This is a genomic window from Pseudoalteromonas sp. SG43-5, from assembly GCF_014164345.1.
In the GTDB taxonomy this organism is placed as follows: domain Bacteria; phylum Pseudomonadota; class Gammaproteobacteria; order Enterobacterales; family Alteromonadaceae; genus Pseudoalteromonas; species Pseudoalteromonas distincta.
Genome location: NZ_JACJFA010000009.1, coordinates 106,389 through 133,062 on the forward strand (window position 1 = coordinate 106,389; position 26,674 = coordinate 133,062).

14 protein-coding genes and 1 pseudogene are annotated in these 26,674 nt (G+C 39.0%); 10 read left to right on the top strand and 5 right to left on the bottom strand.

From position 1 onward, the window contains the following. Window positions 1–127: 127 nt before the first annotated feature. Window positions 128–1,918: a glycoside hydrolase 43 family protein gene (locus H5161_RS11555; RefSeq protein WP_182769350.1), complete on the bottom strand. Its 1,791-nt coding sequence runs from the start codon at window positions 1,916–1,918 to the stop codon at window positions 128–130. 622 nt (window positions 1,919–2,540) lie between these two features. Here H5161_RS11555 and H5161_RS11560 point away from each other — a divergent pair. The 9 genes and pseudogenes from H5161_RS11560 to H5161_RS11595 all read left to right on the top strand — a co-directional run bounded on the left by H5161_RS11560 (window position 2,541) and on the right by H5161_RS11595 (window position 18,373). Then, a complete protein-coding gene (locus H5161_RS11560; RefSeq protein ID WP_182769351.1) occupies window positions 2,541–3,947 on the top strand; it encodes a sulfatase-like hydrolase/transferase in 1,407 nt (468 codons plus the stop codon). A 327-nt stretch (window positions 3,948–4,274) separates the two neighbouring features. Next, on the top strand, window positions 4,275–5,507 hold the full coding sequence (locus H5161_RS11565) for a glycoside hydrolase family 105 protein (RefSeq protein ID WP_182769352.1): 1,233 nt from the start codon (window positions 4,275–4,277) through the stop codon (window positions 5,505–5,507). A gap of 144 nt (window positions 5,508–5,651) precedes the next feature. Further along, complete coding sequence (locus H5161_RS11570; protein ID WP_182769353.1) at window positions 5,652–8,471, top strand: alpha-L-rhamnosidase; 2,820 nt, start codon at window positions 5,652–5,654, stop codon at window positions 8,469–8,471. 181 nt (window positions 8,472–8,652) lie between these two features. Next, window positions 8,653–9,522, top strand: a complete 870-nt coding sequence (locus H5161_RS11575; protein ID WP_182769354.1) for a hypothetical protein — start codon at window positions 8,653–8,655, stop codon at window positions 9,520–9,522. A 468-nt stretch (window positions 9,523–9,990) separates the two neighbouring features. Then, window positions 9,991–12,098: pseudogene (locus tag H5161_RS11580) on the top strand (family 78 glycoside hydrolase catalytic domain); the annotation flags it as partial. Between the two features lie 60 nt (window positions 12,099–12,158). Beyond that, entirely contained in the window at window positions 12,159–12,458 is a 300-nt protein-coding gene (locus H5161_RS20135; RefSeq protein ID WP_259398697.1) for an alpha-L-rhamnosidase C-terminal domain-containing protein, read from the top strand. Between the two features lie 274 nt (window positions 12,459–12,732). Next, the gene (locus H5161_RS11585; RefSeq protein ID WP_182769355.1) at window positions 12,733–13,950 is read left to right on the top strand and encodes a glycoside hydrolase family 88 protein; all 1,218 of its coding nucleotides are present in this window, start codon (window positions 12,733–12,735) and stop codon (window positions 13,948–13,950) included. A gap of 53 nt (window positions 13,951–14,003) precedes the next feature. Continuing rightward, complete coding sequence (locus H5161_RS11590; protein ID WP_182769356.1) at window positions 14,004–16,568, top strand: heparinase II/III family protein; 2,565 nt, start codon at window positions 14,004–14,006, stop codon at window positions 16,566–16,568. Window positions 16,569–16,678: 110 nt separating this feature from the next. Then, entirely contained in the window at window positions 16,679–18,373 is a 1,695-nt protein-coding gene (locus H5161_RS11595; RefSeq protein WP_182769357.1) for a hypothetical protein, read from the top strand. A 204-nt stretch (window positions 18,374–18,577) separates the two neighbouring features. On the opposite strand, the gene H5161_RS11600 is transcribed toward H5161_RS11595, so the two are convergent. The 4 genes from H5161_RS11600 to H5161_RS11615 form a co-directional block, all read right to left on the bottom strand. Continuing rightward, on the bottom strand, window positions 18,578–18,850 hold the full coding sequence (locus H5161_RS11600; protein WP_133120252.1) for a hypothetical protein: 273 nt from the start codon (window positions 18,848–18,850) through the stop codon (window positions 18,578–18,580). A gap of 281 nt (window positions 18,851–19,131) precedes the next feature. Further along, window positions 19,132–21,357: a DEAD/DEAH box helicase gene (locus tag H5161_RS11605; RefSeq protein ID WP_182769358.1), complete on the bottom strand. Its 2,226-nt coding sequence runs from the start codon at window positions 21,355–21,357 to the stop codon at window positions 19,132–19,134. Next, complete coding sequence (locus H5161_RS11610; RefSeq protein WP_101217829.1) at window positions 21,354–22,661, bottom strand: ATP-binding protein; 1,308 nt, start codon at window positions 22,659–22,661, stop codon at window positions 21,354–21,356. The genes H5161_RS11605 and H5161_RS11610 overlap by 4 nt, the downstream gene beginning before the upstream one ends. Window positions 22,662–22,663: 2 nt before the next feature. Further along, the gene (locus H5161_RS11615) at window positions 22,664–25,096 is read right to left on the bottom strand and encodes a TerB N-terminal domain-containing protein (protein WP_182769359.1); all 2,433 of its coding nucleotides are present in this window, start codon (window positions 25,094–25,096) and stop codon (window positions 22,664–22,666) included. A gap of 631 nt (window positions 25,097–25,727) precedes the next feature. Between H5161_RS11615 and H5161_RS11620 the strand changes: the two genes are divergently transcribed. Beyond that, window positions 25,728–26,366 carry an RpiB/LacA/LacB family sugar-phosphate isomerase gene (locus H5161_RS11620; RefSeq protein ID WP_182769360.1) on the top strand — a complete coding sequence of 213 codons (639 nt, stop codon included), beginning with the start codon at window positions 25,728–25,730 and terminating at the stop codon, window positions 26,364–26,366. Window positions 26,367–26,674 lie beyond the last annotated feature (308 nt).

Below are 26,674 nucleotides of genomic sequence, written 5' to 3' on the forward strand. Positions count from 1 at the left end.
AAAGTGGCATTTCAAAAATGAAAATTTATCTGGAGGGGAGGGGGCCTTAGTAGAACTATGAGTTTAATATTTATAATTCATATGTGCCTTATAATCTACAATTATAAGGCACATAGTTTTAGTTCAATCAGTTAGCCGCTTTTGGCCCGTCATAATCGTATGTGAACCAGTCAACATCGATGTAGCCAGCATCCTCTTTTTCATTCCACGAGAAAAACCCTAAACGATCTCCTGTCCATTTACCAAAAGCGATGGTGAATGTAGGGCCAAATGCTTTAAAGCTTTTCCCATCAAAGCTATATTCGTAGGTCGCTTTATTTCGAGCATTTGAAGTTCTTACAAATAGTTTGTCACCATTTAACTCTGGACCAAGGGTCTTTTCGCTCATTCCATTCATATAAAATAAATGCTTTTTACCCTTTTCATCCATTTCAACCCCTAGAAGATTAAACACTCCCCCATAACGTACAAAGCCTGCTAGTTGGTTTGGTTTCATACCCGATACATCAAATTTTGCAACTGCTGTACCGGTGGTTACCCCCATCATTCTCTGACTCAACGTGTTGCTTGCCCTCCAAAAATCTCCATCTGAACCATCGTTGTTGGTCCACTCATTAATTTTCGGACCATGTCCTTCTTTATTTGGTAGCACCTTACTTGCTTTTAGGCGTAACCACCCCGGGCGTTCAGTTAACGACCAGTGACTATCTCTAGGGTTATGGTTCCACTCCCATTGTGGTCCTAACTTTGCTGATGAAAAGTCATCATCACTTTTCGGCGCTGTGATTGGATGGCCATTGATAGGTTTTCTATAGCGTTTAACAGGTTCGCCAATTCCATCGTTATCTTCATCAACTCCTATAATTGGCCAGCCGTCAATCCATGTAACGGGTTCAAGTACTTGAGGCCGACCTTGGAAAGGTATATCGTCATTTTGGATAAGTTGATGCATGTACCACCAAGAACCATCAGGTGCTTTCATTAGGCCACCTTGGCTAGCGCTTCTATTATTAAATTCAGACCCTTTCTCTAAAACTGTTTTAACTTCATAAGGTCCATAAATGCTTTCTTTGGAGCGAAGTACTAGCTGTTTTCTATCATTTTTAGGGTTTTTCACACCAGGTTTTGTTGATTTATCACCCATAGTCCATTGGGCCATGAAGATGTACCAAGTACCATCTATTTTATAAATTTTGGCCGCTTCTGCGCCCATGCCTGTATAAACAAGTTTTCCCTCATCAAGTATTTTTGTACCGTCCCAACTCATTTCATAAATACGATTTTCATTTCCCTCAATTTTATTATTAGGGGACTTTTGTTTTGCGCCCGTATTAATGATTACATACGCTTTTTTAGTTTCTTTATCCCAAAAAACAGCGGGATCATCAAGCACATCAGCTTTGGGTAACATCATAATTGGCTCACTCCACGGCCCCTCGATGTTGTCTGCAGTTGTGACCATTAATCCATGCTGATAATCTATTTGATACACATACCATTTCCCTTCGTGGTATGCGATATCACCTGCCCAAGTACCAAATGAATAACCATTCATACGGTCCCAGTTATACTCAGGAGCCCAAGATAGCTTAGGGAATGCGTGATCAACGTTGGTCCAGTTCACCATATCCTTGGATTTTAAAATTGGCATACCTGGAGACATATGTTGTTTAGAAGTAATCATGTAATAAGTGTCACCGACTTGCTCTATATCAGAGTCGGGATAATCAGCGTTTAAAATAGGGTTTATATATGTACCATCGCCTTGATCCCCAAAGCTTCCTGTCTGGGCTGTTTTTAATAACTTCTCATCTAACGGTGCTTTCCCACTGTTTATTTGAGCATTACAACCAGCTAAGGCTGCACTAATAGAGAGGCTTAAAGCCAATAGTGTGTGTTTGGGTAGTCTGTGCTTCATCTTTTTAATAATCTTGTGATTTATTATGAGTTAATTAGATTAGATTTGAAATTTTGTTAAGTCAACAGCTCTATAGTGAATGGTGGGACTGCTTAATATTATGGGGAAGTTAAAGAAAATATAGACTAAATCTTAATGAAAGTAATATTTTCATTTAATTATTAATTACTTATGATTTTTGATAGGTTTTTTATGACTCTTCTTCAATGAGGTAAAACATCAAAAAGTATTTTATGTAAGGTTTTATTAGGGTGAGTAGCCAATACTACCTATTTGTTTTAGATATGATTTTAGACTTTTCATTGATATGAATGTGCTTAGTTGGTTAATATTACTTGTCATTATTGTGTGATTTGTGTGAAAATCGTCATAATCGCTCAATATTAATCTTTTGCTATGCTAGCGCAGTTGCTGCTTTGATATATGCAATTGTTTTGCTTTATCTAACTGGTGTTGTAAAGCGAGGGATAAATAATTCGCGATTAGAGAGCTGTTGGTGTGCTTAGAATGAGTTAAGCTAACTTAATTAATAGCTCTTAAGCACATATTTAAATGTAATAAGAAAGCATAAAAATCTTCTTTTATTTACATTCTTATTTTGCAAATGCAGGTAGAGGGAAAAATGATAAAAAACACACACAAATTAGCCGGGGCTCTTGGTTTTCTACTCTTAAGTTTAACGAAACCGGTTATTGCATCAGAAAAGCCGAATGTTATATTTATATTGACTGATGACCTTGGATTCAATCAGGTAGGTGCATATGGAAACACACCAATTAAAACGCCCAACTTGGATGACATTGCTAATAAAGGCATAAGATTTAATCAAGCTTATGCTGGCAATACAGTATGTTCACCTTCTCGAGTTTCGCTTTTTACAGGCCGCGATGGTCGCTACATGACGAATAACTCCAATACAGTACAATTAGTTGAAAGTGATATAACCGTTGCTCATGTTCTAAAGTACGCAGGCTATGACACTGCATTGTTTGGAAAGTACTCGATTGGCTCTCAAATGGGTGTAACGGACCCATTAGCGATGGGTTTTGACACTTGGTACGGTATGTATTCTATTTTGGAGGGCCATAGACAGTACCCGCAAATATTGTGGCGTGATGGAAAAAAAATACGTATTACTGAAAACGAAGGCGGTAAAAAAGGAGCTTACGCACAAGAGCTATTTGCCAATGAAGCAATCGACTATATACAACAAGATCGAGAAAACCCGTTTTTTGTTATGTTAACGTTCTCTTCTCCACACGCTGAATTAGCTGTGCCGGAGAAGTACAGTAAGCAATATTCTTTTGATGAAACACCTTATTCAGGTATGTCAACTGGCACGCCAAGCGATAAATACGCTGCTTATTACCCTGAACCAGTAAAAAAACCAAATGCAACTTTAGCAGGCATGGTAAGTGCTCTGGATGATTATGTTGGTCAAATCACTAAAGTCTTGGATGAAAAAGGTATTTTAGATAATACTATTATTGTATTCACATCTGATAATGGTCCGCATGACGAAGGTGGGGCAGATCCTAAATACCTCAAAGCAGCTAGCCCTTATAAAGGTCAAAAACGTGATCTCTATGATGGAGGGATTCATGTTCCTATGCTTATACAGTGGCCTGATAAAATCAAAAAGCCACGTGTAGATGATACTCCTTGGCTATTCGCAGATGTATTACCAACTTTAGCTGACATTACTGGTGTTGACCTTAATTTAGTCCCGCGAGTTAAAACCAATGGAGTTTCTATAAAGGGATTACTGCAAGATTCACCAGAGCCACAGGCTGAGAGGGTGCTGTACTGGGAATTTGCTAAACAAGTTGGCGATCCAAACTCTGGTGTCATAGGTGATACATTTCAAGCGGCTCGTAAAGGCGACTTTAAAGCGGTTAGATATGGCGTTGAATCAGCTGTGGAGCTTTACAATATCGCTAAGGATCCAGGTGAAAATAATAACCTTGCGTTACATGAAAAGTCACTTACAAAAGAGTTTTTTGACTTGTTCGAAAAATATAAAGATTAAGTAAATCAGGGTAAGTGGTGGGTATACCATCACTTATCTATTAAAATTAACAGCGTAAATAGTTATTCCTACCACTTTCAAATCTCCGCCAATTACAGTCAGTCAATTTCAATCTTTTTTAATCACAATGTTGCATTTGTTATCATGCTGATTTATTGTATTTCAAATTGGTAAAGTTTTTATTAAATATTATTTAAAAGGTTTGTATGAGTAGCTGGTAGTTAAATTATAGCTTTATGCCTCACACTCACTTAAGCCGTATAAATACAAGCGAATTTAAAGCCACACGGCCTCCAGAAATAACACACAATAATTAGGATTTTTTTGATGAACAAAAAATTTAAGCTAGCACTAATACCTTTTGCGGTGAGCATTTTACTTTCAGGGTGTTCAGAACCAAGTACGACGGACAAAATGGTTAATAAAGTAGAGGCTGATGCCCAGTCAGTTAAAGGATTTGATAAAGGCCTTGAGGTTAATTCTGTCACCAACATAGCTAATAGTGCTGCTGATTGGCAGATATCACATCTTGACGATTTATCGTACATTCCAGAATCTCATCGTGCAAAATCAGAAAACCCTAAGTTTTGGATTCAAGCGTCGTTTTATATTGGTTTAACTCGTTGGGCTGAAACAACAGATAACAAAGGCTATTTACGTTTTATTCAAGAGATGGCGAAAGAGCAAAACTATGAGCTGCTACTAGATCGCCCTTATCATGCAGATGACCACACTATTGGTCAAACTTACTTGTGGCTAACAGAGCAAACAGGCAACAAAGAGGCTTACAAGCCAACTCAAGAGTTGTTTGACAAGATTTTAGCTAACCCACCAAAGGTGGGTTTAGAGATGTTAGATGAGACGAGTACAACTCAAAACGGCGCGCATTTTGAAGGTAACTGTCAAGATCGCTGGTGTTGGGCTGATGCATTATACATGGCACCAAGAACATGGTTAAAACTAAGCAATGTGACAGGCGATCCAAAATATTTTGAATATGCCGATAAGGAATTTTGGGCAAGTGCAGATTATTTGTTCTCAGATAAATATGGTTTGTTTTTCCGAGATAGCCGTTACTTTGATATGAAAAACGAAAACGGTAACCCAGTATTTTGGGGCCGTGGTAATGGCTGGGTCTTTGCTGCTATCCCATTAATTATTGATGATTTACCTGAAGGTCATCCGTCAAGAGAACGCTATATTGAGTTATATAAAAAGAATGCTGCAGGTTTAATGAAGTTACAGCGTGAAAATGGCTACTGGCCAGCATCGCTTATGGACCCAGATATTGTTAAAACGCCAGAGGTTAGTGCAACAGGGTTTATCACCTTTGGATTGGCGTGGGGTGTTAATAACGGTATTTTGACTGATGAAAAGTCAAAAGAAATAGTGAAAAAAGGGTGGCATGCTATTGAAGAGGCTGTAGAGCCAAGTGGCCGTGTAAATTGGGTACAACATGTTGGTAAGTCTCCTGATCCGGTTAAAAAGACTGACTCACAATTATATGGGGTTGGTGCAGTACTTTTAGCCGCATCTGAAATGGTGAAATGGGAAGACTAAGTCTTTTTGTAAAATTTATTTCCTTTCTCTTTACCTCCATTGAGGATTAAGTTTTTATTCCTATTAATACTTTTTATTAATAGGAATTTTTTTATCCGCAAGTCCCAGTTAAGGTGAAGAGAACTCTATTAGGAGTACTCAGCAATGAAAAAATTGATAGCAGTTTGTTTTGTAATACTATTATCAGCATGTAATAGCCAGCACAACCAAGAAAGCCTCACTCCTCAACCAAGTCATTTATTAGTTGAAGGAAAAGATCAGCCGCTAAATGTGCATAATAGCCAGCCGAAGTTATCATGGCATGCAAATGTTAAAAGCCAATCCCACTATCAAGTTCAGGTAAGCCGAAACAGCCTGTTTGATTCAAGCTCTTTACTTTGGGATAGTGGGAAAGTTCAAGCTAAACAATCGCTAAATATTACCTATAAAGGCGTTAAATTAAAGGCTAACGAAACAGCTCATTGGCGCGTAAGAGTGTGGCAATCTGGCATAGAAAGCGCGAGTCCTTGGAGTAACCCCAGCACGTGGGAAGCGGGGCTGCTTAATGAAAGTGATTGGCAAGCTAAGTGGCTGCAAGTACAACAACAAGCTATCACTCCTGTTACTGAGCATGTTAACCAATGGGCACTTTACGCCACAGGCCTACAACCAGAAGATTCATCAACCTTAAACAAGCACAAAAAGAAAACGCAAGAGTTGGTTATTGAGCAAGTTAAGGCACAGCCAACAGCGAGTTTATTTCGTCATACTTTTAAAGCCCAAGGCAGTAAAAAAGTAGTTAGAGCAAAGCTTCACAGCACCGCCGCTGGCTATTATGAGGTTTACCTTAATGGTCAGAGAGTTTCGGATCGTATTATGGACCCAGGGCAAACAGATTTTGATAAGCGTATTCTATACAATACCGATGAAGTATCTAATTTCCTATTACCGGGTAATAACACGATTGCCGTTCACTTAGGCAGTGGCTGGTATGATGAAAGCATTGCTTTTAGCCGCTGGAAAAATCCTGATGCTTCAAAAAGTCGCCCCTCAAAAACACTGTCATATGGCCAACCTAAATTTATTGCCCAGCTAGAGCTAACCTACAATGATGGCTCCACACAGTTAGTAACATCAAATGAAAACTGGGTAAGTCATCCTTCAGCAGTAATAAAAGAAGGGATTTTTTCAGGGGAGTTATATGATGCGAATAAAGCCGTTAAGGATTGGAATGTAAATACTGAAAACCTCTCAGGCTGGAAGCCAGTACACGTACTTAAACAATGGCCTACCGAAAAGCTTGAACCGCAACTTTTACCGCCTATACGTCCTATTAAAAAAATGACAGTGGAAAAAATATTTCAGCCTAAACCAAACGTATGGGTACTCGATTTCGGGCAGAACTTTACGGGCGTGCCAACATTTGACCTAGATAAGTTAGGGTTACGTAAAGGGCAGGCAGTGTATTTTAGGTATGCTGAATGGGCAGACATTGATGGCAACATAAGCCAAAAAACAGGTGGCGGAGCACCTTTATTAAAACAGGCAGATGGTTATATCGCTGCTGATAACAATGAATCAACATGGACCCCTGAATTTACTTGGCATGGCTTTAGGTATTTAGAAATAACAGGCCTTGATCAAGCGCCGAGTATTGACGCAATTACTGCTCACTTAGTCAGAAGTGATGTAGAAATAGCAGGCACTTTTGACAGCTCGAATGAGCTTCTTAACCGTATTCATGATATGGCGTTATGGAGCTACGAAAGTAACTTAATGGCCGTTCCTATGGATTGTCCTATTCGTGAGCGTGCTGGGTGGACTGGTGATGCCCATGCTGCACTGATCACCGGTAACTATAACTTTAATATGGACAATTTTTGGCAAAAATACTTAGGTGACTTTAAAACTGCAACGTTTGAAGCGCCTGCCGTCGTTCCAGGTAAGCGTACGCATGGCGACAAGTTTGACTGGGCTGTGGCTGAAATCATCATTGCATGGGAGCATTATCGTCATCATGGTGATTTACAAGTCTTAGAAGGGCAGTTTACTAGCTTAGTTGAGTACATGGAGCTAGCTGAAAGTAAAATAGAAAAAGGTTTATTGCGTATAGGTTATGGCGATTGGTGCGACCCCGTATTAGAGCCTGGAATGGGCAGAAAGCGCTGTAATCCTCAACACACGTCACCAACTATAACAAGTTCAGCATTACTTGCTCACGGTTCAGACCTAATGAGTAAAATTGCAGAGCTAGTGAATGAGCCTGAAAAAGCAAAACACTACACCAGTTTATTTAAATCAATAAGCGCGCAATTTAACAAAGAGTTCTATAACCCTGAAACTAAACACTATGGTAGCCAAACAGCAGATGCTATGGCTTTGCGCTTTGGTATTGCGCCAGTGCACTTACGTCAATCAATAGCCGATGCACTGAATAAAGATGTTGTCGAAGACTGGAATGGTCATGGCTCTGTAGGTGCACTAGGTCAAACCTATTTGTACCTAGCTTTAAGTGATTATGGCTATGGTGATACGGCCTATAATATTTTTACTGCAGATGGTTACCCTGGTTATTCATATCAGTTTGAAAAGCTAAATGCGACCACTTTATGGGAGCGAAAAGGGGTGTTAGACCCAGATTTAGATCCACAACGTCGTAATGCGCCTGGGCGTTCACTAAATCATCCATTTCATAGTGGATATGATGGCTGGTTTTTTGAGGGGCTTGGAGGGATCCGGCCTTTAGATGACGAACCCGGTTATCAAGTATTTGAACTTCGCCCAGTATTTCCTAAAGACCTAGAGTGGGTTGATGTTAGCTATCAAACTGGTTATGGAAAAATCAAAAGTAAATGGGTCCAAAAAGATGGCCTGATCAAATGGAGCTTTGAGATTCCTGATAACAGCAGTGCTTACGTAACTCTCCCTAATAAGCCGAAGGCGCTTTTTGAGGCGGGTAAATATAACTTTGAGTTTAAACGTTAGTTACTACTCACACACTAAATAGGCTTCGGCACCAGTGTTGTGAATGTATTTTCACAACACTGGTGCCGCTAGGCAAATATCTAAACTCGTTAGATTTAACCCTCTGTGATGTATTTATTAGTTACCAGCCGTTTGAGTCCTGAATACTAATTTAACACACAGACTATAAAGGTAATAAATAATGGTTATTCGTACAGTATTAATTTCGCTCGCGGCCGCTTTAACACTTAGTGCTTGTAATGCACAAAAACAAAGTGAGCAATTAGAAGCCACAGCATCCCCGTTATATACACAAATAGACGATGACCCTAGTTGGCAAAGAGTCAAAGACAGTGACGCGTTAAGGCCACATCACACAAATACCACTAAAGGTTACAAGGGATCAAAAGTTGATGTTAATAATGCTTTGGTAGAAGTTGGCCCTTATGCGAACAATCCAATAATTCAAGATAATTTAGCCATTCATACTATTGGTCATGCCTCAATTCGTCGTGAGCAATTTGACCGATGGACACGTTGGTATCAAGAAGATGGTAACACCCAAGTGTTTCGGTTATTTAAGGGCGAAGAAAACCTGCGTAATAAACGAGAAAATGCAGCACGTATTGAAAGCTTTAGTACGAAAGATAAATGGGCACCTGCCCAAGGCGTTTGGCGAGAGTGGGCAGGGCGTTTCACTATTATCAAATCGGCTGGATGCGCATTACCGCATATGTGCTCAATTTTTCAGGCCAAAGGCAATAATGTCGACCATTGGTCAGTCATGATCCGTCTCGATGAGCACGGCAATATTTGGTATGTACCACGTAAACAGCAACCTGAGATAGGTAATAAAAAATATATAGTAGCTAAGAATATGAACGGTAAAGGCTTTGATGTTCGTGTTAGAGACAATGGCATGGATTACGAAGTATACATTGATAATAAAAAAGTTGGTTTTGGCCAGTGGGAACGTACAGAAGAGATTGGCTTTCGCTGGGGAATTTATATTGGGCGAAGCGAAGTAACGGATGACATTATGCTTTTTGCTACTGGTGTAACAATGCAATAAGCATTTATAGAGTAATGCTTGCACTACGTATATTAGGGGATATCCACGATGAGTAAATTGATAAGAGCATTAAATTGTTTTGTAAACAACGCAATTAAAGTTCATTTAACTCTATTTTCTGTTTTTTTATTTTTAGCGGGTTGTGCAGAACAAAATCAGCAAACTACTGAGCCAGCATCTAGTAAGGTAGTAGCGCAAATAGCAGCTCCTATACAATTAAAAGTGGGCGAAGGTTTTATAAATCCGCTTGGTTATTATGAACAACAACCACGTTTTAGTTGGAAAATACCTGAACAAAACAAAGCTCTGTTTCAATCTGCTTATCAAATACAGGTAGCGACATCAGCCAACTTTCTTGATAATCAAGTTATTTGGGACAGTAAAAAGGTCATCTCAGACAATAACGCTTGGATTGATTATCAAGGTAAAAAGTTATTGTCTCGTCAAAAGATTTATTGGCGGGTAAAAATGTGGGATGAAAATGACCGAGCTTCAAAATGGAGTGAGGTCAACCACCTTGAATTAGGCCTTTTGAATAATGATGACTGGCAAGCTAAGTGGATAGGCCACCCAGAAACTGGGGAGCGTAACCAAAGTGAGGTAAAAGAAGGCCGCTTCAATGCACCAGACAACCTGTATTATCGGCCACAGTACTTACGAACAACCTTTGAAGTTAATAAAAAAGTTACTAAAGCAAGACTTTATATAACATCTAAGGGTGTCTTTAAACCATTTATAAATGGCGAACAAGTGAGTCAAGATGTAATGACTCCTGGCTGGACCCCATATCACAAACGAATAGAAACACTCACTACGATGTGACTACACAAATCAAGCAAGGCGCTAACGCATTGAGTGCTGTCGTTGCTGAAGGCTGGCACACGGGGCGAATTTTTCATCCTACTAAAAAAGAATACGTTTTACCGATGCGGTTACTTGCTCAATTAGAAGTTACTTATAGTGATGGGTCTGTAAAAGTAATAACGAGTAATGATAGTTGGCAAAGTACAATAAATGGCCCTATACGTGAAGCAAGTAATTATGATGGTGAAACGTATGATGCACGTTATGAAATACCTGGTTGGAATACTGCTCAATACAATGCTGCTACATGGCAACCAGTCGTGGTTGAGCCAATCGATAATCAAGTAAAACTAAAACCGAAACGTCATCAGCCTGTTCGAGTTACTAAAAGTATTCCGGCAATCGATATTGTTAGCGTTAAAGAGGGAGTTGCTATCTTTGACATGGGACAGAATATGGTGGGAGTGCCTAAAATTACAGTGCCAGGTATCGCTGGGGAAAAAATAAAGCTTCGCTTTGCTGAAGCATTAGAAAAAGATTTTTTCCATGTCAAAAACTTACGTTCAGCTAAAAATACGGATTATTACACTCCCAAAGAAGATGGCGTTATTGAATACCAACCTACCTTTACTTTTCACGGTTATCGTTATGTTGAGCTGACTGGCTATGACGAAAGCCAAACCCCAAAACTAGAGTGGATAAAGGGTCAAGTACTACATTCTGATTTTGGAGTGTTTGATAATTTTGAAAGTTCGCATGGTAAATTAAATAAACTATCAGAAAATGTTGAATGGGGGCTAAGAGGTAACTTCTTAGATATACCAACCGATTGCCCACAACGGGATGAGCGACTTGGTTGGACAGGCGATGCCCAAGTATTCGCCATGACTTCGATGTATAAGGCAGATGTTTATAGTTTTTGGGCTGCTTGGTTAGAGAGTGTTCGTGAAGAGCAAAGTATTGATGGTATGGTGCCTAAATTTGTACCTTTTAGAGCTTTTTTAACTGATGGTACCGCTGCAGCTTGGGGTGACGTAGCCACAATATTACCTTGGGATCTCTATCAGTTCACTGGTGATAAAAAAATACTCGCTGACAACTATAATATGATGAAGCGTTGGTTGAGCTACCACGAGTTCCATAGTTATGAGTACAGTTCCTACTTAGGTACTTATGGTGATTGGTTGCAGCCATACTCTAAAGGCGGCAGAGCAAAAGGGGATACTCATCCAGATATAATTAGTTCTGCATATTTTGCTCGTTCGGCAGATATAACCGCTAGAACAGCTCGTTTGCTGGGATATGAAAGTGATGCACAGCAATACGAAACACTATTTAAAAACTTAAAAGAGAAATTCAGAACTCATTACTTTGATGAAAACTTAGATCTTAAACCTGAGGTCATCAAAGTAATCCAACGAGAGAGTGGGAAGCGCTTAAGACAACCAAAACAAATTGTCACTAATCCTGTTACTACACAAACAACGTACTTAATGCCGCTTGCATTTAATATGTTTGAGGCTAATGATGAAAAAGTAGCAGTAGCTAAGTTACTTAAATTGTTAGAGCAAAGTGATCATCACTTACGTACCGGCTTCTTAGGGACTCCAATGTTGGCACCTGTTTTACAAAAGTTTGGCCACAGTGAAGTGATGTATGACATTTTATTTAAAGAAAGCTACCCATCATGGTTTTACTCTATTAAACATGGTGCAACTACTACGTGGGAGCGCTGGGATTCTTACTCATTACAGACGGGATTTAACGGTGAGAAGATGAACTCTCTAAACCACTATGCTTATGGCGCTATTGCCAGTTGGTTCTATCGAGGTATGTTAGGGATTGAGCAAACACAACCGGGTTTCAAACATTTTAAAGTTGAACCCCAATTTACTACTAAACTGTCAGAGGTTAGTGGTAGTCACCCAACACCTCAAGGTGAAATTGCTGTTAGCTGGTCGGTAAAAGAACAGCAACTTAGTATGTCTTTAACTGTGCCAAAAAACACTGAGGCGTCATTGGTACTTCCGAATATAAAAAACATCAGTATTATTCGTGACAATTCCATTAGTGTACAAAGTCCTGACTTGTTACCACCTGGTAACTATGAAATTAAAGGTAATTTTAATTAATAAGTACAACCTAGCGCCATTGTAGATGGCGCTAGGTGTTTTTAAGTACAAACCTCTTAACACCTCACTAATTCCTCGTAATCAAACCTACCTTTTCTTATTCATGTAAGTGAAATGTAGCCAAATGATTTATTATTTGACTTTATCAGTCAAAATGAGTCAATATCAGTCAAATTGATATTGTATTCTGTCTAAATGTAATAGGTGCCACTATGCCGATTTAGGGTATATGTACTCAATGTGAAGTTATGGCTGACTTTTAAAAGAGGTAATAATGAAGAAAATAATAACTAAAAGTGCTTTGGCTGTTGCGGTTTTACTTGCCTTACCAGCATGTGATGCCGTAGAAAAAAATAGTAAACAAGACACTCTTTTAAATGACAGTGCGCAGTTCTGTAGTGCCACACTTGATAAAGCCCAATTACAACTGGACGATTTTAGAAAAGCTTATAAAAATCCTAATAAAATACCGACTTCTTTTAGTAACGGTAAGGTCAATTTTATTACACCAATGGGGTGGACGAGTGGCTTTGTCGCGGGCAGCTTTTGGTATATGTATGAGCATAATCAAGATCAAAGCTGGCTAAACACCGCCGTAGAGTGGACAAATGCATTAGAAGACATGCGTTTTAATCGTAAAACTCATGATGTGGGTTTTATTATAAATAACAGCTTTGGTAATGGTGTAAGACTAACAGGTAATGAAAGCTATACCCCTATTTTAGTTAGCACGGCTCAAACATTAATGGAGCGTTACAATCCAAAAATAGGTGCCACATTCTCATGGAGTTGGGGTGTATGGGAGTTTCCAGTCATTATCGATAACATGATGAATCTTGAGTTGTTATTCAATGCTTCCCTTGCCACCGGAGATAAAACCTATTATGACGCTGCTGTAAGTCACGCCACTGTTACGATGAAGCATCACTTTAGGGATGATTTTAGCTCATACCACCTAGTTAATTACAGCCGAGATACTGGGCTACCACTATCAAAACAAACCTTTCAAGGCATTACTGATGACTCATCTTGGGCACGAGGCCAAGCATGGGGGGCTTATGGCTATACAATGGTTTATCGATACACAAAAGATGAAAAGTTTTTAAACCATGCTCGTAATATTGTGAATTATATCCTAACTCATAAAAACATGCCTGAAGATCTAATTCCATATTTTGATTATAACGCGCCAGATGATCCAGAGATTGAAGATTATAAAGATTCATCAGCTGCATCTTTACTTGCAAGCGGGTTATTAGAGCTCGCGGATTATGTTGAAAAAGAAGAGGCTGCACGTTATCGCAAAGCTGCTATGACGATGCTAAGAAGCTTAAGTTCACCAGAATACCTCGCTGAAAAAGGCGAAAATGGCCACTTTTTACTTAAACAAGCAACGGGCAATTATCCTGCGGGTAAAGAGCTAAATGCGGCGCTTAATTATGGCGATTATTATTATTTAGAAGCGCTTAATCGCTGTAAAAACACAATTTAACTATGGATACCGCTTGCAACAATCAACACACAATAACTTAGGAACACCCGACAATGTCTGTAATCACCAGTAAAATCAAACGGGAAATACCACTACACAAATTCTTGCGCTCCAGCGTAGTCGCTACTTGTTTTGGTTTTATAATAACACTCATCGCATTTAAAGCTTCAGCAACAGAGGTAGAGCGCCCTTCGATTTGGGTTAAAAAATCTGAACGTCCAGAAATTTTAAATAAAATACAAACAGAGCCTTGGGCAAAATCATTATTTGAAGAGCTTCAACAGCGTGTTAAACCAATCGCTGCAATTAATAAAGAACAACGGTTAAAACCGCTTGCAGAGCTCCCACTAATTTGGAATAAAGATAAGTCACAAGCACCTACACTACCGCATTTCCGTGTAAAAGGTGGCGGAAGCAAAGAGCAGTTAATAAGCGTTGTTAAAGCACTGCAGGACGGCGTTGATTGCGGTGTAATGTACTTCTTAACGCAAGAAGATAAATACGCTGCTTGTGGTGCAGATATACTTAACACCTATTCAAATGCATTAATACAAATGAAGGTGCATAAAGAAGGCGCCATGAATTCAAGCTGGATGTTTCCAGGCGATCACCTGTATGAAGCTCGCGTGATTGGTGCTCAATTACCGATTATCTATGATTTGGTTTATCCATATTTAAAGTCTGGCGGAAAGGTTTACGACTTACAATCAAACAGCTTAGTCGCGTTTGATTTTGACCAGGCGCAACAGGTTTTTAAAACCTATATTTGGTTAGCGCTTAATAAAGGTTTACTAGACTCAAACTGGCCCGTATTAGAGTCATCAAGCCTTGTACACAATATTTTAGCACTAAATGACCCAGAGGAAATCGCTAAGTATTTACCGTATTATACAGACTTAGATACTAAGCATCAGGCTTCACTAAAAACGGTAGCGAAAAAGTTTGAAAACGAAGGCGATATTTGGCCAGAGTCTTTCCAGTACTCTAAGCATGTAGCCGCTTTTTCGGTTTACCTAATGACGTTGCTCGACCGCTACGACCCAACGCTTAAACTGGGACAAAAATACACCAATATCCCTGCAGCATTTACCTCATATTATGATCTGCAATACCCAAATAACGAATACCCGTATATTGGCGATGGTCACCGTACCTATAAACCAGAGTATTCAGCATTTGAAATGTCATTGTTATTGGCAAAATTAAATAATAATGAAAAACAGATTGATGACTTTAGTAACTATTTAGCATCGAGTATAAGCGCAGGAGCTTATCAGCGTGGCCACTTACACGACCGCTCTGACGAACCTAGCCCGTACTTTACGCCATTACAACTGTTATGGTCAGTAAAAGAAATTCAAAGTACTCAAAAAGTAGATGTAGCACCACCTCGCCCCAGAACTAAGCGTTTAGAATATGCAGGAATGAATATTCAACGTAATGTAAGTAAACAAAATCCAGTTAAAAACAGTTTAATGGCATTTGTGGCGGGGGGCTCTTATATTCATGGTCATGCCTCAGGTATGGACATGGAACTATATGGTCAAGGCCATGTTCTTGGCATTGACGGAGGTAAAGGCACTTACAGAACACCGATTCATGAAAATTATTATCGTTTATTTGCCGCACATAACTCAGTGATAAGTAATGGAGCATCTGCCTCTAGCGGTGATTGGATAAACTTAGGTATTAATCGCGTGCAGTCTATCGCTATGGAGCCTGCAGCCGGTGAAACTGGTGTCTCAGATAAATACTCGTTTAATATTTCATCTTTTTATGATGAATTTAATAAAGTTACCCCAGCTAATCATCAGCGTACATTAGCATTGATCAAACTTTCTGATACTAAAGGCTACTACCTAGATATCTTTAGAGCTAAAAGTGATTATGAGCAAGAGTTTCACGATTATGTTTACCACAACATAGGTGACAAAGTTGATATAACGACAAACTCAAAAAAAGTAAAATTAAAAGCAGATGCGCAGCGCTACCAAGCGGCAGCCAAAACCCCGTGGGTTAAACATAAATATTATCAGCACCCAGGCTGGCACTATTTTGAAGATGTTAAAACGGCGTCAGTTTCATCACAGCAATTCGAGGCAACGTTTACGGCATCTAAATTGGGCGATAAATCAATAGCCATGCGTGCATTAATTCCTGCAGGGCTTGATATTGAGCTTACAACTGTAAACGCGCCAAAAGCTTATGGCGCGTCTGCGCCATACAACAAAAAGCCATTGCCCACTTTTTTAATGCGCCACCAAGGCGAAACGTGGAGTAACCCATTTACAGTGGCTTACGAATCAGTAACCGAAGGTGAAGACTATGCGTTAACTGCTATAGAAAGGCTTTACGAAAAAGATCTATTTAAAGGTGTAAAAGTCAGCGCCACGGTCGATGGAAAGTCACTAACGCAATACATCATTGTGCAAGAAAATAGTAATGATAAATACGAAGACAAAGAGTTAGGTATTTACTTTGAAGGTCAATTTGCCGTTATAACTGCCGATGAGCAAAACAAATTGGTAGATATGTATATAGGCAAGGGTACTAATCTACAATTTAAAAAACAGACGCTTACAACCTTTTATAAAAATTCAGCCTACATGAAAATGTAATAATGGAGGGGTTCACCCTCAATTTAAATTGAGTGTGGTTTATAAACCAACAATATAAACCATGCTCACTTACACTGGATATTTACTTACACATCACACCGAGACACACTATGCCATTATTCATACCCCTTAAAGCCTCAGTCGCAAATCGCATTAAAAAAGCAGTCGTTTTAAATTTAGTTATTGCCACCGGATTGTTAAATAATGCTTGCTCTACAAATACGCCAGTCAAACAAAACACCGCGTTTTTGGATGAGCGTGCTGCATTAATAAAAAAATATTCAGCAACAGATAACGTATTTTCAACTCTGCGAAATCAAGTCGACCCAAATGATCCGCAAAGCAGTGAATATTGGCGTTGGAGAATAGATCAATACTTATATGGTGCTTACCCTGATTATCAAGCTATTTATGATAAATACACAAAAGGAAAATCGTTTCACCAAATTTACAACCTACCACCTGAAAACCTAGGCCCTAAAAAGGCTCTACCAGCATCGTTACCAAAACTACCTGAAGGTTATTTTACCGACAACCTTCAAGGAAACCCACACACCGGCTGGCACGATGTCATTGGTGATAAAGTATTTATTACGTATCAAGGGCATTTAACCGACCCTTACATAGCCAGTTACGATCTTAAAAATCATCAATGGGAAGGGCCTTATAAAGCCGCAGAAAGCACGCTTTCAAAAGGTGATAGAAAAATTGATAGCCACGGGCGGCCAATACTAGAACAAGACAGTAAAGGTCACTTTCATATTATTTATGGTGGCCACGGCGGAGAACGTGAAGACGGCTTAAATCCGCTTTCAATCGACACCCCTCATGCCGGTGGAAGAATGCTTCATGTTATGTCAGAGAAACCAAATGACATGAGCAAGTTTGTTTATGTAAACGACATAACTCCGTTTGCATCGTATACCGCCAGTGAAAAAATGGCCAACGGCGACATTTACCTATTTACCCGCACAGGAACGCATAAATCACCTTGGGTATATTACAAAATGCCAAGTGGTGCACAAACGTTTGATAAACCGGTCATCATTACAGCACCCACACCGCAAGAGCACAATCCAATAAACGTCGATACGTTTTATATTACCCCAAAGAAAGTGTCTGATACTGAAATCGCTATTAGTTCATTGTGGCATGAATGCAACTTTCTTGAGGAGCACAACAAAACTAATTACGGGCGTATTAACTCATATTACATGAAGCTAGATACCACTACAGATACGTTTTATAACGCACAAAATGAAAAGTTAGCGTTACCTATAACGTTAGCGAAAGCAAACGAAAAAACACTGGCTTTTGACTCCACACAACGAGAAGAAACACCTTTTAGTACCGTTCCTGTGGTGTTAGAAAATAATGCCCCTGCGGTTGCGTATCAAGCGCGCACTAAAAGTTACAGAGAGTGGCGCGTCACGTCGTTTGAAAACGGCCAATGGAAACACAGTCAACCTATGCCTGGTGCAGCTAACAGAACCTTGACCGATAATAAAAACATCACGATCACCAATATTTTAAAGCTTAAAGTTTTAAGTAAAGAGCTGGGCCAATATACAGCGGCTGTGACTTATAAAGATACCAAAGGCCAGTCTATTTTCGCCACAGCAAAAAGTGACGATAAAAAAAATTGGCGTGTAGATAAAATATTTTTGAGCTCAACTAAAACACGGTTGCAACTGGAAGTAGTCAATAATGAGCAAGGCAATGCCGTCGCTGTTTTACTCAATGTTAAAAAAGGCTCAGCACAACGCTTATACCTATGGAGTGAAGGTCAGTTCCGTCCAGCTTGATAATCCAGTGTGAAAATCAACTTATAGTATTAAATTTAATATAAAAGCGCAGCCATTTTGGTAGCGTTTTTTATTTAAGATAAGGTTGAGAGGGGCAAATGAGCGAGAATAGGGCGGTCGTTCAAGCTTGTTTTTGGACATAAACTCGTTAGAGACGAAGGACAGCTCTGTGCCAATTGCGGACAGTGGCTTCATAGTCACTTGTTATGTTTTGTCATATACAAGTTCTATCACTCTTTTTTGGGATAATTGAAAACCTAATGCTAAGGCGTAAGTAAAACACCCCATAAGTGCGAGCATACCAATTACAGCCGCACCTTTTGAACCTATAGGTTCACCTTTTTGAATTAAATCTGTAACTTGAAAAAATATAGGTATTAGCTTTGTTCCGAAAAAAAGTGAGGATACACCCAATATCATTGCAGTAGGAATTGCAGCGATTAGCGGAAGGCTTTTAAAAAAATTTATATTTGACATTAACACTCCTTATTAAATTAAAAACATAACAGCTTTATCAGAGGACTATTTCTCTATTTTAGCGCGAAAACACCCTTATTTTATGAGCTTATATTAATAGCAAAAAGCATAAGTTATTGCTAGCTATATATATTATGCTTAAGACGGGTAATTTGAACATATAAAAAAGAGGGGAATTAGTCATTAATTATTCACTCAATGGCTGATTCTCGCTTACAGCAGGCTTCAGCAAAGTGCAATTTGCGGACATTGATGATCCTTGATGAATATAATGTATGAAGTCATAATTTAACCTCTTTGGCTTGTTTAAATCTTGCCATGAGCAATTCTTTGACTAATACTCGGGCCTTCTCTACATCAAATGCTCTAGCGGCATACCCTTTTGCAAGAATTTCTTGAGGTAAATATTCATCAAACTTATCTATGGCTTTTTCTGCAATAGCATCAGCTAAATCAATTGCTGATATGGTTTGATCATCCCGAAAGCTTTTAAGAGCCCCGATGACATCATCAATTAAGGTATTCTCAACTTCTATAATTCCTGCAAATGCACCTGCTCCAAACCCTTTGTGTATTAGTACTGCAACGAGTGTATTTACAACCTTATCGCCGGCCCAGGGCAAAACAACGGCTGTATTGCCATACTGTAAGAAATGCGTACTTTCAAGTTTTGCAGTTTTAAAAAAGTCAGCACCTTCTTTGAAAAGTGCTTGAGCAACTGCATCACAAAATTCAATTCTTTGTTCACCAACTTGAACTCTGTAGTCACCTTCTTCCAGAATTTTAAGCATTTCTTGTCTCACTACATCATGAACAGCCATCCCTGAACCACCAAATTTAGGTGGTTTCCCTCCTTTTGCATGCTGTACTGAAATCACTTTTTTGTCTGTATCGACTAGCTCAACCACCCAACGTTTACCCGCAAATACAATATGTTGGCCCTCTAAAATAAGGCTATCTACGGGTAATGTCCCTAGTGTTTTACTACCCGTTATAATTCTAAATTCTTCAGGGGTTTTAAAAACGGCATAAAACGTATAATGATTTGTTATTTTTTCACCCATAAAACCTAAAACCAGTTCACCACTTCCTAACTGGGTAATAAGATCTACCTTACCCATGTGAGATAGCAAATCTTTAAAATGTGTAACAGTAACTTGTTGGAATGGACCGTCTTTACAAAGTAATACGTAGATTTGATCTGCTCTTATACCCCCCCATTGCGCGATGAGAGCTAAAACTTGATGAAGTAATGTTGAAAAGTGATAGAGCGAAGTGTCTGCTGGTTCGTACCACTTACTTGCAACCAATAACCGTATCATCGCTAGCGATTGAACCAATTCAAGCCGCAGTTTATCTACAATACTCGATTTTTCTGTAAGGTCAGCCTCAGTTATCAGCATTCGCAAAATACTAGCGCCACCACGCCTACCTGAACGACCCATGCGCTGCCGTAAACTTGCAATAGAATGCGGCGCAGTAACTTGCACGACAGAGTTAACCTTGCCTATATCAATGCCTAACTCCAAAGTCATAGTACACACTGCTGTAGTGGGCATTTGATCTTGCTGAAGCCGAGCTTCAAGTGTTTCTCGCATTTCTTTGGCTAACGAGCCATGATGTGGAAAAAACTCGTTAGGCACAGTGTTACTCTCACACATCTCAGCAAGAGTGGTCGCAATGCTTTCGGTGCGACTTCTGCTGTTTGCAAACACTAAGTGGTTTCCACCTCGGCAAAGGCCATATAAATCGTTACATACGCTTTGCTCCGCAGTAACCGCCTCATCTGTTACTACAGCGCTTTCAATGTATCCCTTCACTTGCATTTTTAACGTTGATGAAGACTGCGTTTGCTTTATTATTTTACAAGTCAGTGATTTATTGGGTCTTAAAGATGCCGGGACACTTTCTAAGTCACCTAAAGTGGCACTTAAAGCGGTTCTGGGTATTGGTGCGTTTAGACGGCCAAGCAAATGCTCTAAGCGGTGCAGTAAGCTCAATAAGTGATGGCCACGCTCAGTACCAATAAATGCGTGAAATTCATCTATAACTATATGCTTTAAATTCTGAAAAGCAGATTTTACCCAGCCACTGTCTCTTATTAATAATGACTCTAGGGACTCTGGCGTTATTAACATGATGCCAGATGGATTTCGTTTCAGCTTATTTTTTCGACCTTGAGGGCTATCACCATGCCAAGGTGTAACTTGTATGTCTAACAAGTCTGACAAGCTTTCTAGCCTTCGATCTTGATCGTTTATTAACGCCTTTAGCGGGCTGATATATAAAATGCCTACACCGCTTACTTGATCTGCGATGCTACTTATTGCAGGTAAAAAAAATGCTTCGGTTTTACCTGCGGCAGTAGAGGCACTAATAAGCACATCAGTATTGCCTGAAAGAATAGGGTCAATTGCTAAACATTGTATCTCTCTGAGCCGATCCCAACCTTGTTTAAAAATCCACTGCTGAATGCGCAAATCGAGCTTTTCGTGTGCGTCAATCATAATTTGAAGTCAGCTAACTCATCGTCTTCAGGTTCAATGTCTAGCTCTACATCGGAAGGTTTTTCCTCTGCAATATCAACATTTTTTATTAAACTGTCCCACGAAATGTTTGGATTTTGATCAATCACGGCAAGCATATCTAAAAACGCTTTGATCGTATTTCTTGGCGTTCTAAAGTAAGCGTCTCCAATTGTTTTACTGCAATGGACTAAAAATGCTTTAAGGGACTCGTCAGGAACTAAATATAGCGATTCATCACCTGATGCGAAAACATGTCTCAGGTTTTTAAGTAGTATAAATAACTCTTCTGGCGTTAAACTTGCCAAATGCAATGCTGGAGATGAGTAATCAATAACACCAGCTTGCTTTGCAAACGTATTGCCAGCTAAACGAGATTGCAGCGCCTCATAGCTATATAACCCTTTTCTTGGATCAAGTAAAAACTCGGGTGTACCACCGAGTAAAAACCCTAAGTACTCAGCCGATCCTTGTAAGCAGTCGTTGAGTATTCTTAGAATTTGCTCGTAATTTGATAATCGTGCTTGGGTGCTATTGAGTTTGTATAAATTTACCATTTCATCGAGGTTAACTAATAACCCTTCATAGCCAGCTTGCCTTACAAATAAACTCATAAGCTTTAGAGAGTCATAAAACGACGCATCTGAGATAATACTTCTTATACCAAGATCTTTGCGAGCATCTGTTTTTGTTGCATATTCTGCTCTTAACCATTTTACAGCGTTGTTCTTAAGTTGCTCGTTATCTGTTTCATGGCCAGTCCAGTATGCTTCTATAACTTTTGCAAAGTCGTAACCACCTACAAGCTCAGAGAGAGACGCGAGCCTTTCGTGGATCACTGTGGTTATTTCTTTGCTTGTATTATCTGCTTCTTTTCGTGCCTCGGTAATAAACTTTTCAACCACACTGGTCAATGCATTACCATCAGGCTTATTACGAGTAGACATGTTTCTCATTAACTCAGAATACAAGTTTCTGGCTTGTCCAGATGATGCATGAATACGACGGTCAGGAGATAGATCTGCATTAACAGTAACTAACTTGCGCTCTAATGCTATCGCTCTTACTACACTTAAAAAGAATGTTTTACCTGAGCCGTATTCGCCAATAATTAACCGAAAAGCAGAGCCGCCCTCTGTCACTCTGTCGATATCTTTAATGAGCGCTTTAAGCTCATTACCACGACCTACTTGTATATGCTGTATGCCGACTTTTGGGGTAACACCCGATTTAAGAGACTGTATAATTGCATCGCGCTCTTTTGATCTAATTTTTTTTGCTGCCATTGTTATAACTCCCTTATCTCTTCGACTATCTCTTCATCAATGTATATATCACCGTCATCATCAATTACTGGTGCATCCACTAAATCAAATGACCAGTCATTAATGGTTTCTATAGCACCATCGACCATTAATTTTAGCTCACTACACATTTGAGCTACCTCTTCGCGACCCCATTGCGCTTTAGCACATAGCTTTTCAAACAACTGGCTATGAGCCTGATCTAATCCTTCAACTTCGTTTGTCAGCTCTGAGACTTCAATATAATCGCTTTCATCTTCATCTGAGGTAAAGATCTTTTCCAGCATATTTTTAGCTTCTGTTGTTTGGCTTTCATGAAGGGCTAAGATTGTTTCATCTAAGCTAAATTCTGATGAATTTTGACTTTTTGGCGCAAGCTGATGACTACTTGTAGTAAGCTGATGAATATCACTCGTGACAGACTCTTTATTCAACCCTAAATTCGTGTAGAGCTTCTCGATTTGTTTTACTTCTTTGTTATCGACGTTGCCATCAGCGAGCGCAATAGACAGAATAAACCGCTTCACAAATTCTATTTCTGTTTCACCTAAATTATTAAGTCTATTTTTTAAACCCGCATTATCCGATGGGGTAACTAATCGCCATGTAAGATAAGCCTTTAAAGATCGCTTTTCTGTATCCGTTAATTTCTCATCATGAGCAATTAGCTTTTCTAGCTCAGAACTTTCTGACTCATCTACAACCCCATCTATGTTTGCAACCATCGCACCTAAGCGAAGTGCGACACCCACTTGGTTAAATACATGACTAGGGACAAACTCTTCCCCATGCCCTGGAGTAAATAAGACAAGTTTGCCATCTAATTTAGGTTTTGCATGGTGGTAACGTAAGTCAGGTGCAATACCTATATCAGCAAAGCTCGCTAGGTTATAAATGAGTTCACTTTCCTTTTTATTTATCGCTTTTGGTGCTGGTAAGTCTGTTTGCAACCAAAATTCAGATACATTTGTTACCCCATCATTTTCTAAAATGATAGCCTTAGCCCACTTTTTAAACTTTTCAATTAATGGTGATGGTTGGCTATTAGTAATAGCGCGTGGAAGTAACATCAGTGCAGCTAAGTCATCTCTACTAGTGCCTGCTTTACCTAAGTAACGGCTATAACTAGCGAGCTCTTCAGCGGCTTTATCAGCAATAGGTATTAGCTTTTTAATAGGGGCTTTTAATATACTCGGGTCTGGTAAACTATCTAGTAAAATTTTAACGCTAGGGATACCACCGCTGGCGGCAAAGTACTCAGCGTTTAACTTGGTTTTATTTGGTTTAACTTGCATTCCCTCAGAGAATTTTTGATTGTAGTAAAGTTTAAAAAGTGCATCAAACTCTACATCGCAACGCCTAGCTGCGGTTTTTAAATTGTATTGGTCTGTATTTTTGATCCATTCAAGTGCCAACTCATCATCCACTTTTTCTGTGGCAACGATTTGCTCTGAAAGGCGTAATTTAAAAAGTAGTGAATGACGCGTCTTCGGTAATGTATGTTTTTTACCTTTAAGTAATTTAGGTTTAACTAAATACATAAACTCTAAGAGATTTGCTGAATAACCCGCAAAAGAGCGATTTGAAGCAAACACTTTATGTAAACGAAGTACTTCATCAAAAATATCTTCAAATTGTTCCTCTCCAATTTTATTATCTTGACCATTCTCAACAACAAATCTTTCAAATCCGTAAAAGTACAAAAATACAAAGCCAATTGGGGTGTTGCCCGCACTTCTATCGGTTGCTAACCAATCAAGGTAGGCACCTCTAGACTCTTTAGATAATAAACCGTAGCTTGGCCAGTAGCCTAAAGATTCATCAGTTGGGAATTCGTTTGAATTAGTCCGTGGTGATATTACTGGTAAGTCTGTACAAATTAATGCTGGTTCAGAGCGATAACCAACCAATGATTCCATCACCCCACCTACGTACAGAAACCCTTTTAACTTTCGACTGTGAATAGTAACTTCTTGACCCTTGCTTAACCATTGAGCTTGTTTACCCTTGTTGATATAGGTGTCTTCAGATACATTACTCTCAAAAATATTAAATGTGGCTAAATCGTCTTCAGAATTTGTCGAACTATCAGCACTTTCTATAGTTGGGGTAGATGTATTAACAACAGTGATGCGAGGTTTTGGAGTTGTCTCCTTTGAGGTTGCTAATTCATTAGTTTGTTCGTGTAATTCAACACTTACTGATGCTTTATCAATTTTAATAGATTTTATTGGGCTGATTGCATCATTGGATAGAGCAGATATAGAAGACTTAGAGGCTGACGTATTATGAGTGCCTTTTATGTCCGAGCTTGGATTATCTAATACTCGAGGCTTTGCTTTATTTGAATTTGAGCGTGAACTGGTAATTAACCAAATTATCAATATAACAACTGCAATTATAAAAATGAATTCCATGTAACATCCCTTTAAAAATGGTTGGTACCATTTTGGTATTTAAAACTCCATCGGCTACTAACATATTACTAAAAAAATCAGAAATGTATAATACTGCTGCTAGCTAATTGCAATTATTCTTAATCAAACAATAAAATCGTCTTTAATAAAGCTTAATTTTGTATAAGGCTCTCCACTGATGTGACTTGACCATCAGTATTGTGCTCTTAAATTTGCAAAATTTTAAGATAAACTTGAGCTTAATCCATAGCTAGTGACTGACTGCTTCTCGCTCAAAGCCGCCCTTAGAGCATTTAAATTAACTCGTTTTGGGGCAGAAACGAGTTAATCATGAATGAATGCTCATGGCACTTCGCTTATCCGACCTATTCTGGCACATAGTCGACTTGAAGAAGTGACGTTTTATTTAACCTGAACACCAATGCCAATCCACTACCCATTAGAGATAGGTAGTTTATTGCTAACTATCATCACTCTAAAACTTTGAAGGTTCCGAGTAGTAACAAATAATGCACCCATACAATCCATAGGAAGTATGTTTAGTGCATTTTTAAGCGCTCTATGGGTTATTTTCTGACTAAACCAATGATACACTTGAGTCATATTCACTCACTAAGGTGTAAAACCAATCATGAAAATAGCATTAATGTTTGAAAATAGCCAAGCGGCTAAAAATCCAATTATTTTAAACGAACTTGAAAGTGTTGCCTTACCGTTAGAACACAGTGTGTTTAACGTGGGTATGAATAGCGAAAACGATCATCACCTAACGTATGTTCATTTAGGCATTATGGCGGGGATTTTACTTAACGCTAAAGCCGTTGATTTTGTATTTGCAGGATGTGGCACTGGCCAAGGTGCGATGATGTCGTTAAATGCTCATGATGGTGTTTTCTGTGGCTATTGTATTGACCCTTCAGATGCATTTTTGTTTAACCAAGTGAATAACGGTAACGCATTAGCACTGCCGTTTGCTAAAGGGTTTGGCTGGGGCGCTGAGTTAAACGCGCGTTATATATTTGAAAAAGCACTTACCGGTGAGCGCGGTGCAGGTTATCCTGTTGAGCGCAGGGAGCCTCAGGTGAGAAACGCATCAATTTTAACGCAAGTAAAGTCAGCCTTAGTTAGTCGCAGCTATGTTGATTCATTAAAAAATCTTGATCAGGAATTAGTTAAAACCGCAGTTTCGGGTGAGCGTTTTCAGGCATGTTTATTTGAAAATGGCCAAGATCAAGACCTTATTGATTATGTGAAGTCTTTGTTGGCTTAGTAACTGACTCGCATCTGTATAATTGTCAGTAAGTAATATCCCTTGAGTTACTATTAACTTAAGGGTTATTACTTATAAAGTTTGAACATCACACCCACTTGCTGCCGATTTTAGCTGGTGCTATCTCTCAGAATACCTTTGCGTTAATTGAAACTACCTTGTTTATTTTCTCTCTTTTTACCGTTCGTTTAACAGTCACGTACTTCTAATTGAAATAGAGTTAAATCTATTTTCAAAGATTAATATTGATAGTTTGTTAGTTTATTAAATTTCATTTACAATCATTTTTACTCATATTAAGTCGTTAT

Coding starts and splice junctions, on each gene's coding strand:
- H5161_RS11555 (WP_182769350.1), bottom strand. CDS start 1,918: ATGAAGCACAGACTACCCAAACACACACTATTGGCTTTAAGCCTCTCT.
- H5161_RS11560 (WP_182769351.1), top strand. CDS start 2,541: ATGATAAAAAACACACACAAATTAGCCGGGGCTCTTGGTTTTCTACTC.
- H5161_RS11565 (WP_182769352.1), top strand. CDS start 4,275: ATGAACAAAAAATTTAAGCTAGCACTAATACCTTTTGCGGTGAGCATT.
- H5161_RS11570 (WP_182769353.1), top strand. CDS start 5,652: ATGAAAAAATTGATAGCAGTTTGTTTTGTAATACTATTATCAGCATGT.
- H5161_RS11575 (WP_182769354.1), top strand. CDS start 8,653: ATGGTTATTCGTACAGTATTAATTTCGCTCGCGGCCGCTTTAACACTT.
- H5161_RS20135 (WP_259398697.1), top strand. CDS start 12,159: ATGTTAGGGATTGAGCAAACACAACCGGGTTTCAAACATTTTAAAGTT.
- H5161_RS11585 (WP_182769355.1), top strand. CDS start 12,733: ATGAAGAAAATAATAACTAAAAGTGCTTTGGCTGTTGCGGTTTTACTT.
- H5161_RS11590 (WP_182769356.1), top strand. CDS start 14,004: ATGTCTGTAATCACCAGTAAAATCAAACGGGAAATACCACTACACAAA.
- H5161_RS11595 (WP_182769357.1), top strand. CDS start 16,679: ATGCCATTATTCATACCCCTTAAAGCCTCAGTCGCAAATCGCATTAAA.
- H5161_RS11600 (WP_133120252.1), bottom strand. CDS start 18,850: ATGTCAAATATAAATTTTTTTAAAAGCCTTCCGCTAATCGCTGCAATT.
- H5161_RS11605 (WP_182769358.1), bottom strand. CDS start 21,357: ATGATTGACGCACACGAAAAGCTCGATTTGCGCATTCAGCAGTGGATT.
- H5161_RS11610 (WP_101217829.1), bottom strand. CDS start 22,661: ATGGCAGCAAAAAAAATTAGATCAAAAGAGCGCGATGCAATTATACAG.
- H5161_RS11615 (WP_182769359.1), bottom strand. CDS start 25,096: ATGGAATTCATTTTTATAATTGCAGTTGTTATATTGATAATTTGGTTA.
- H5161_RS11620 (WP_182769360.1), top strand. CDS start 25,728: ATGAAAATAGCATTAATGTTTGAAAATAGCCAAGCGGCTAAAAATCCA.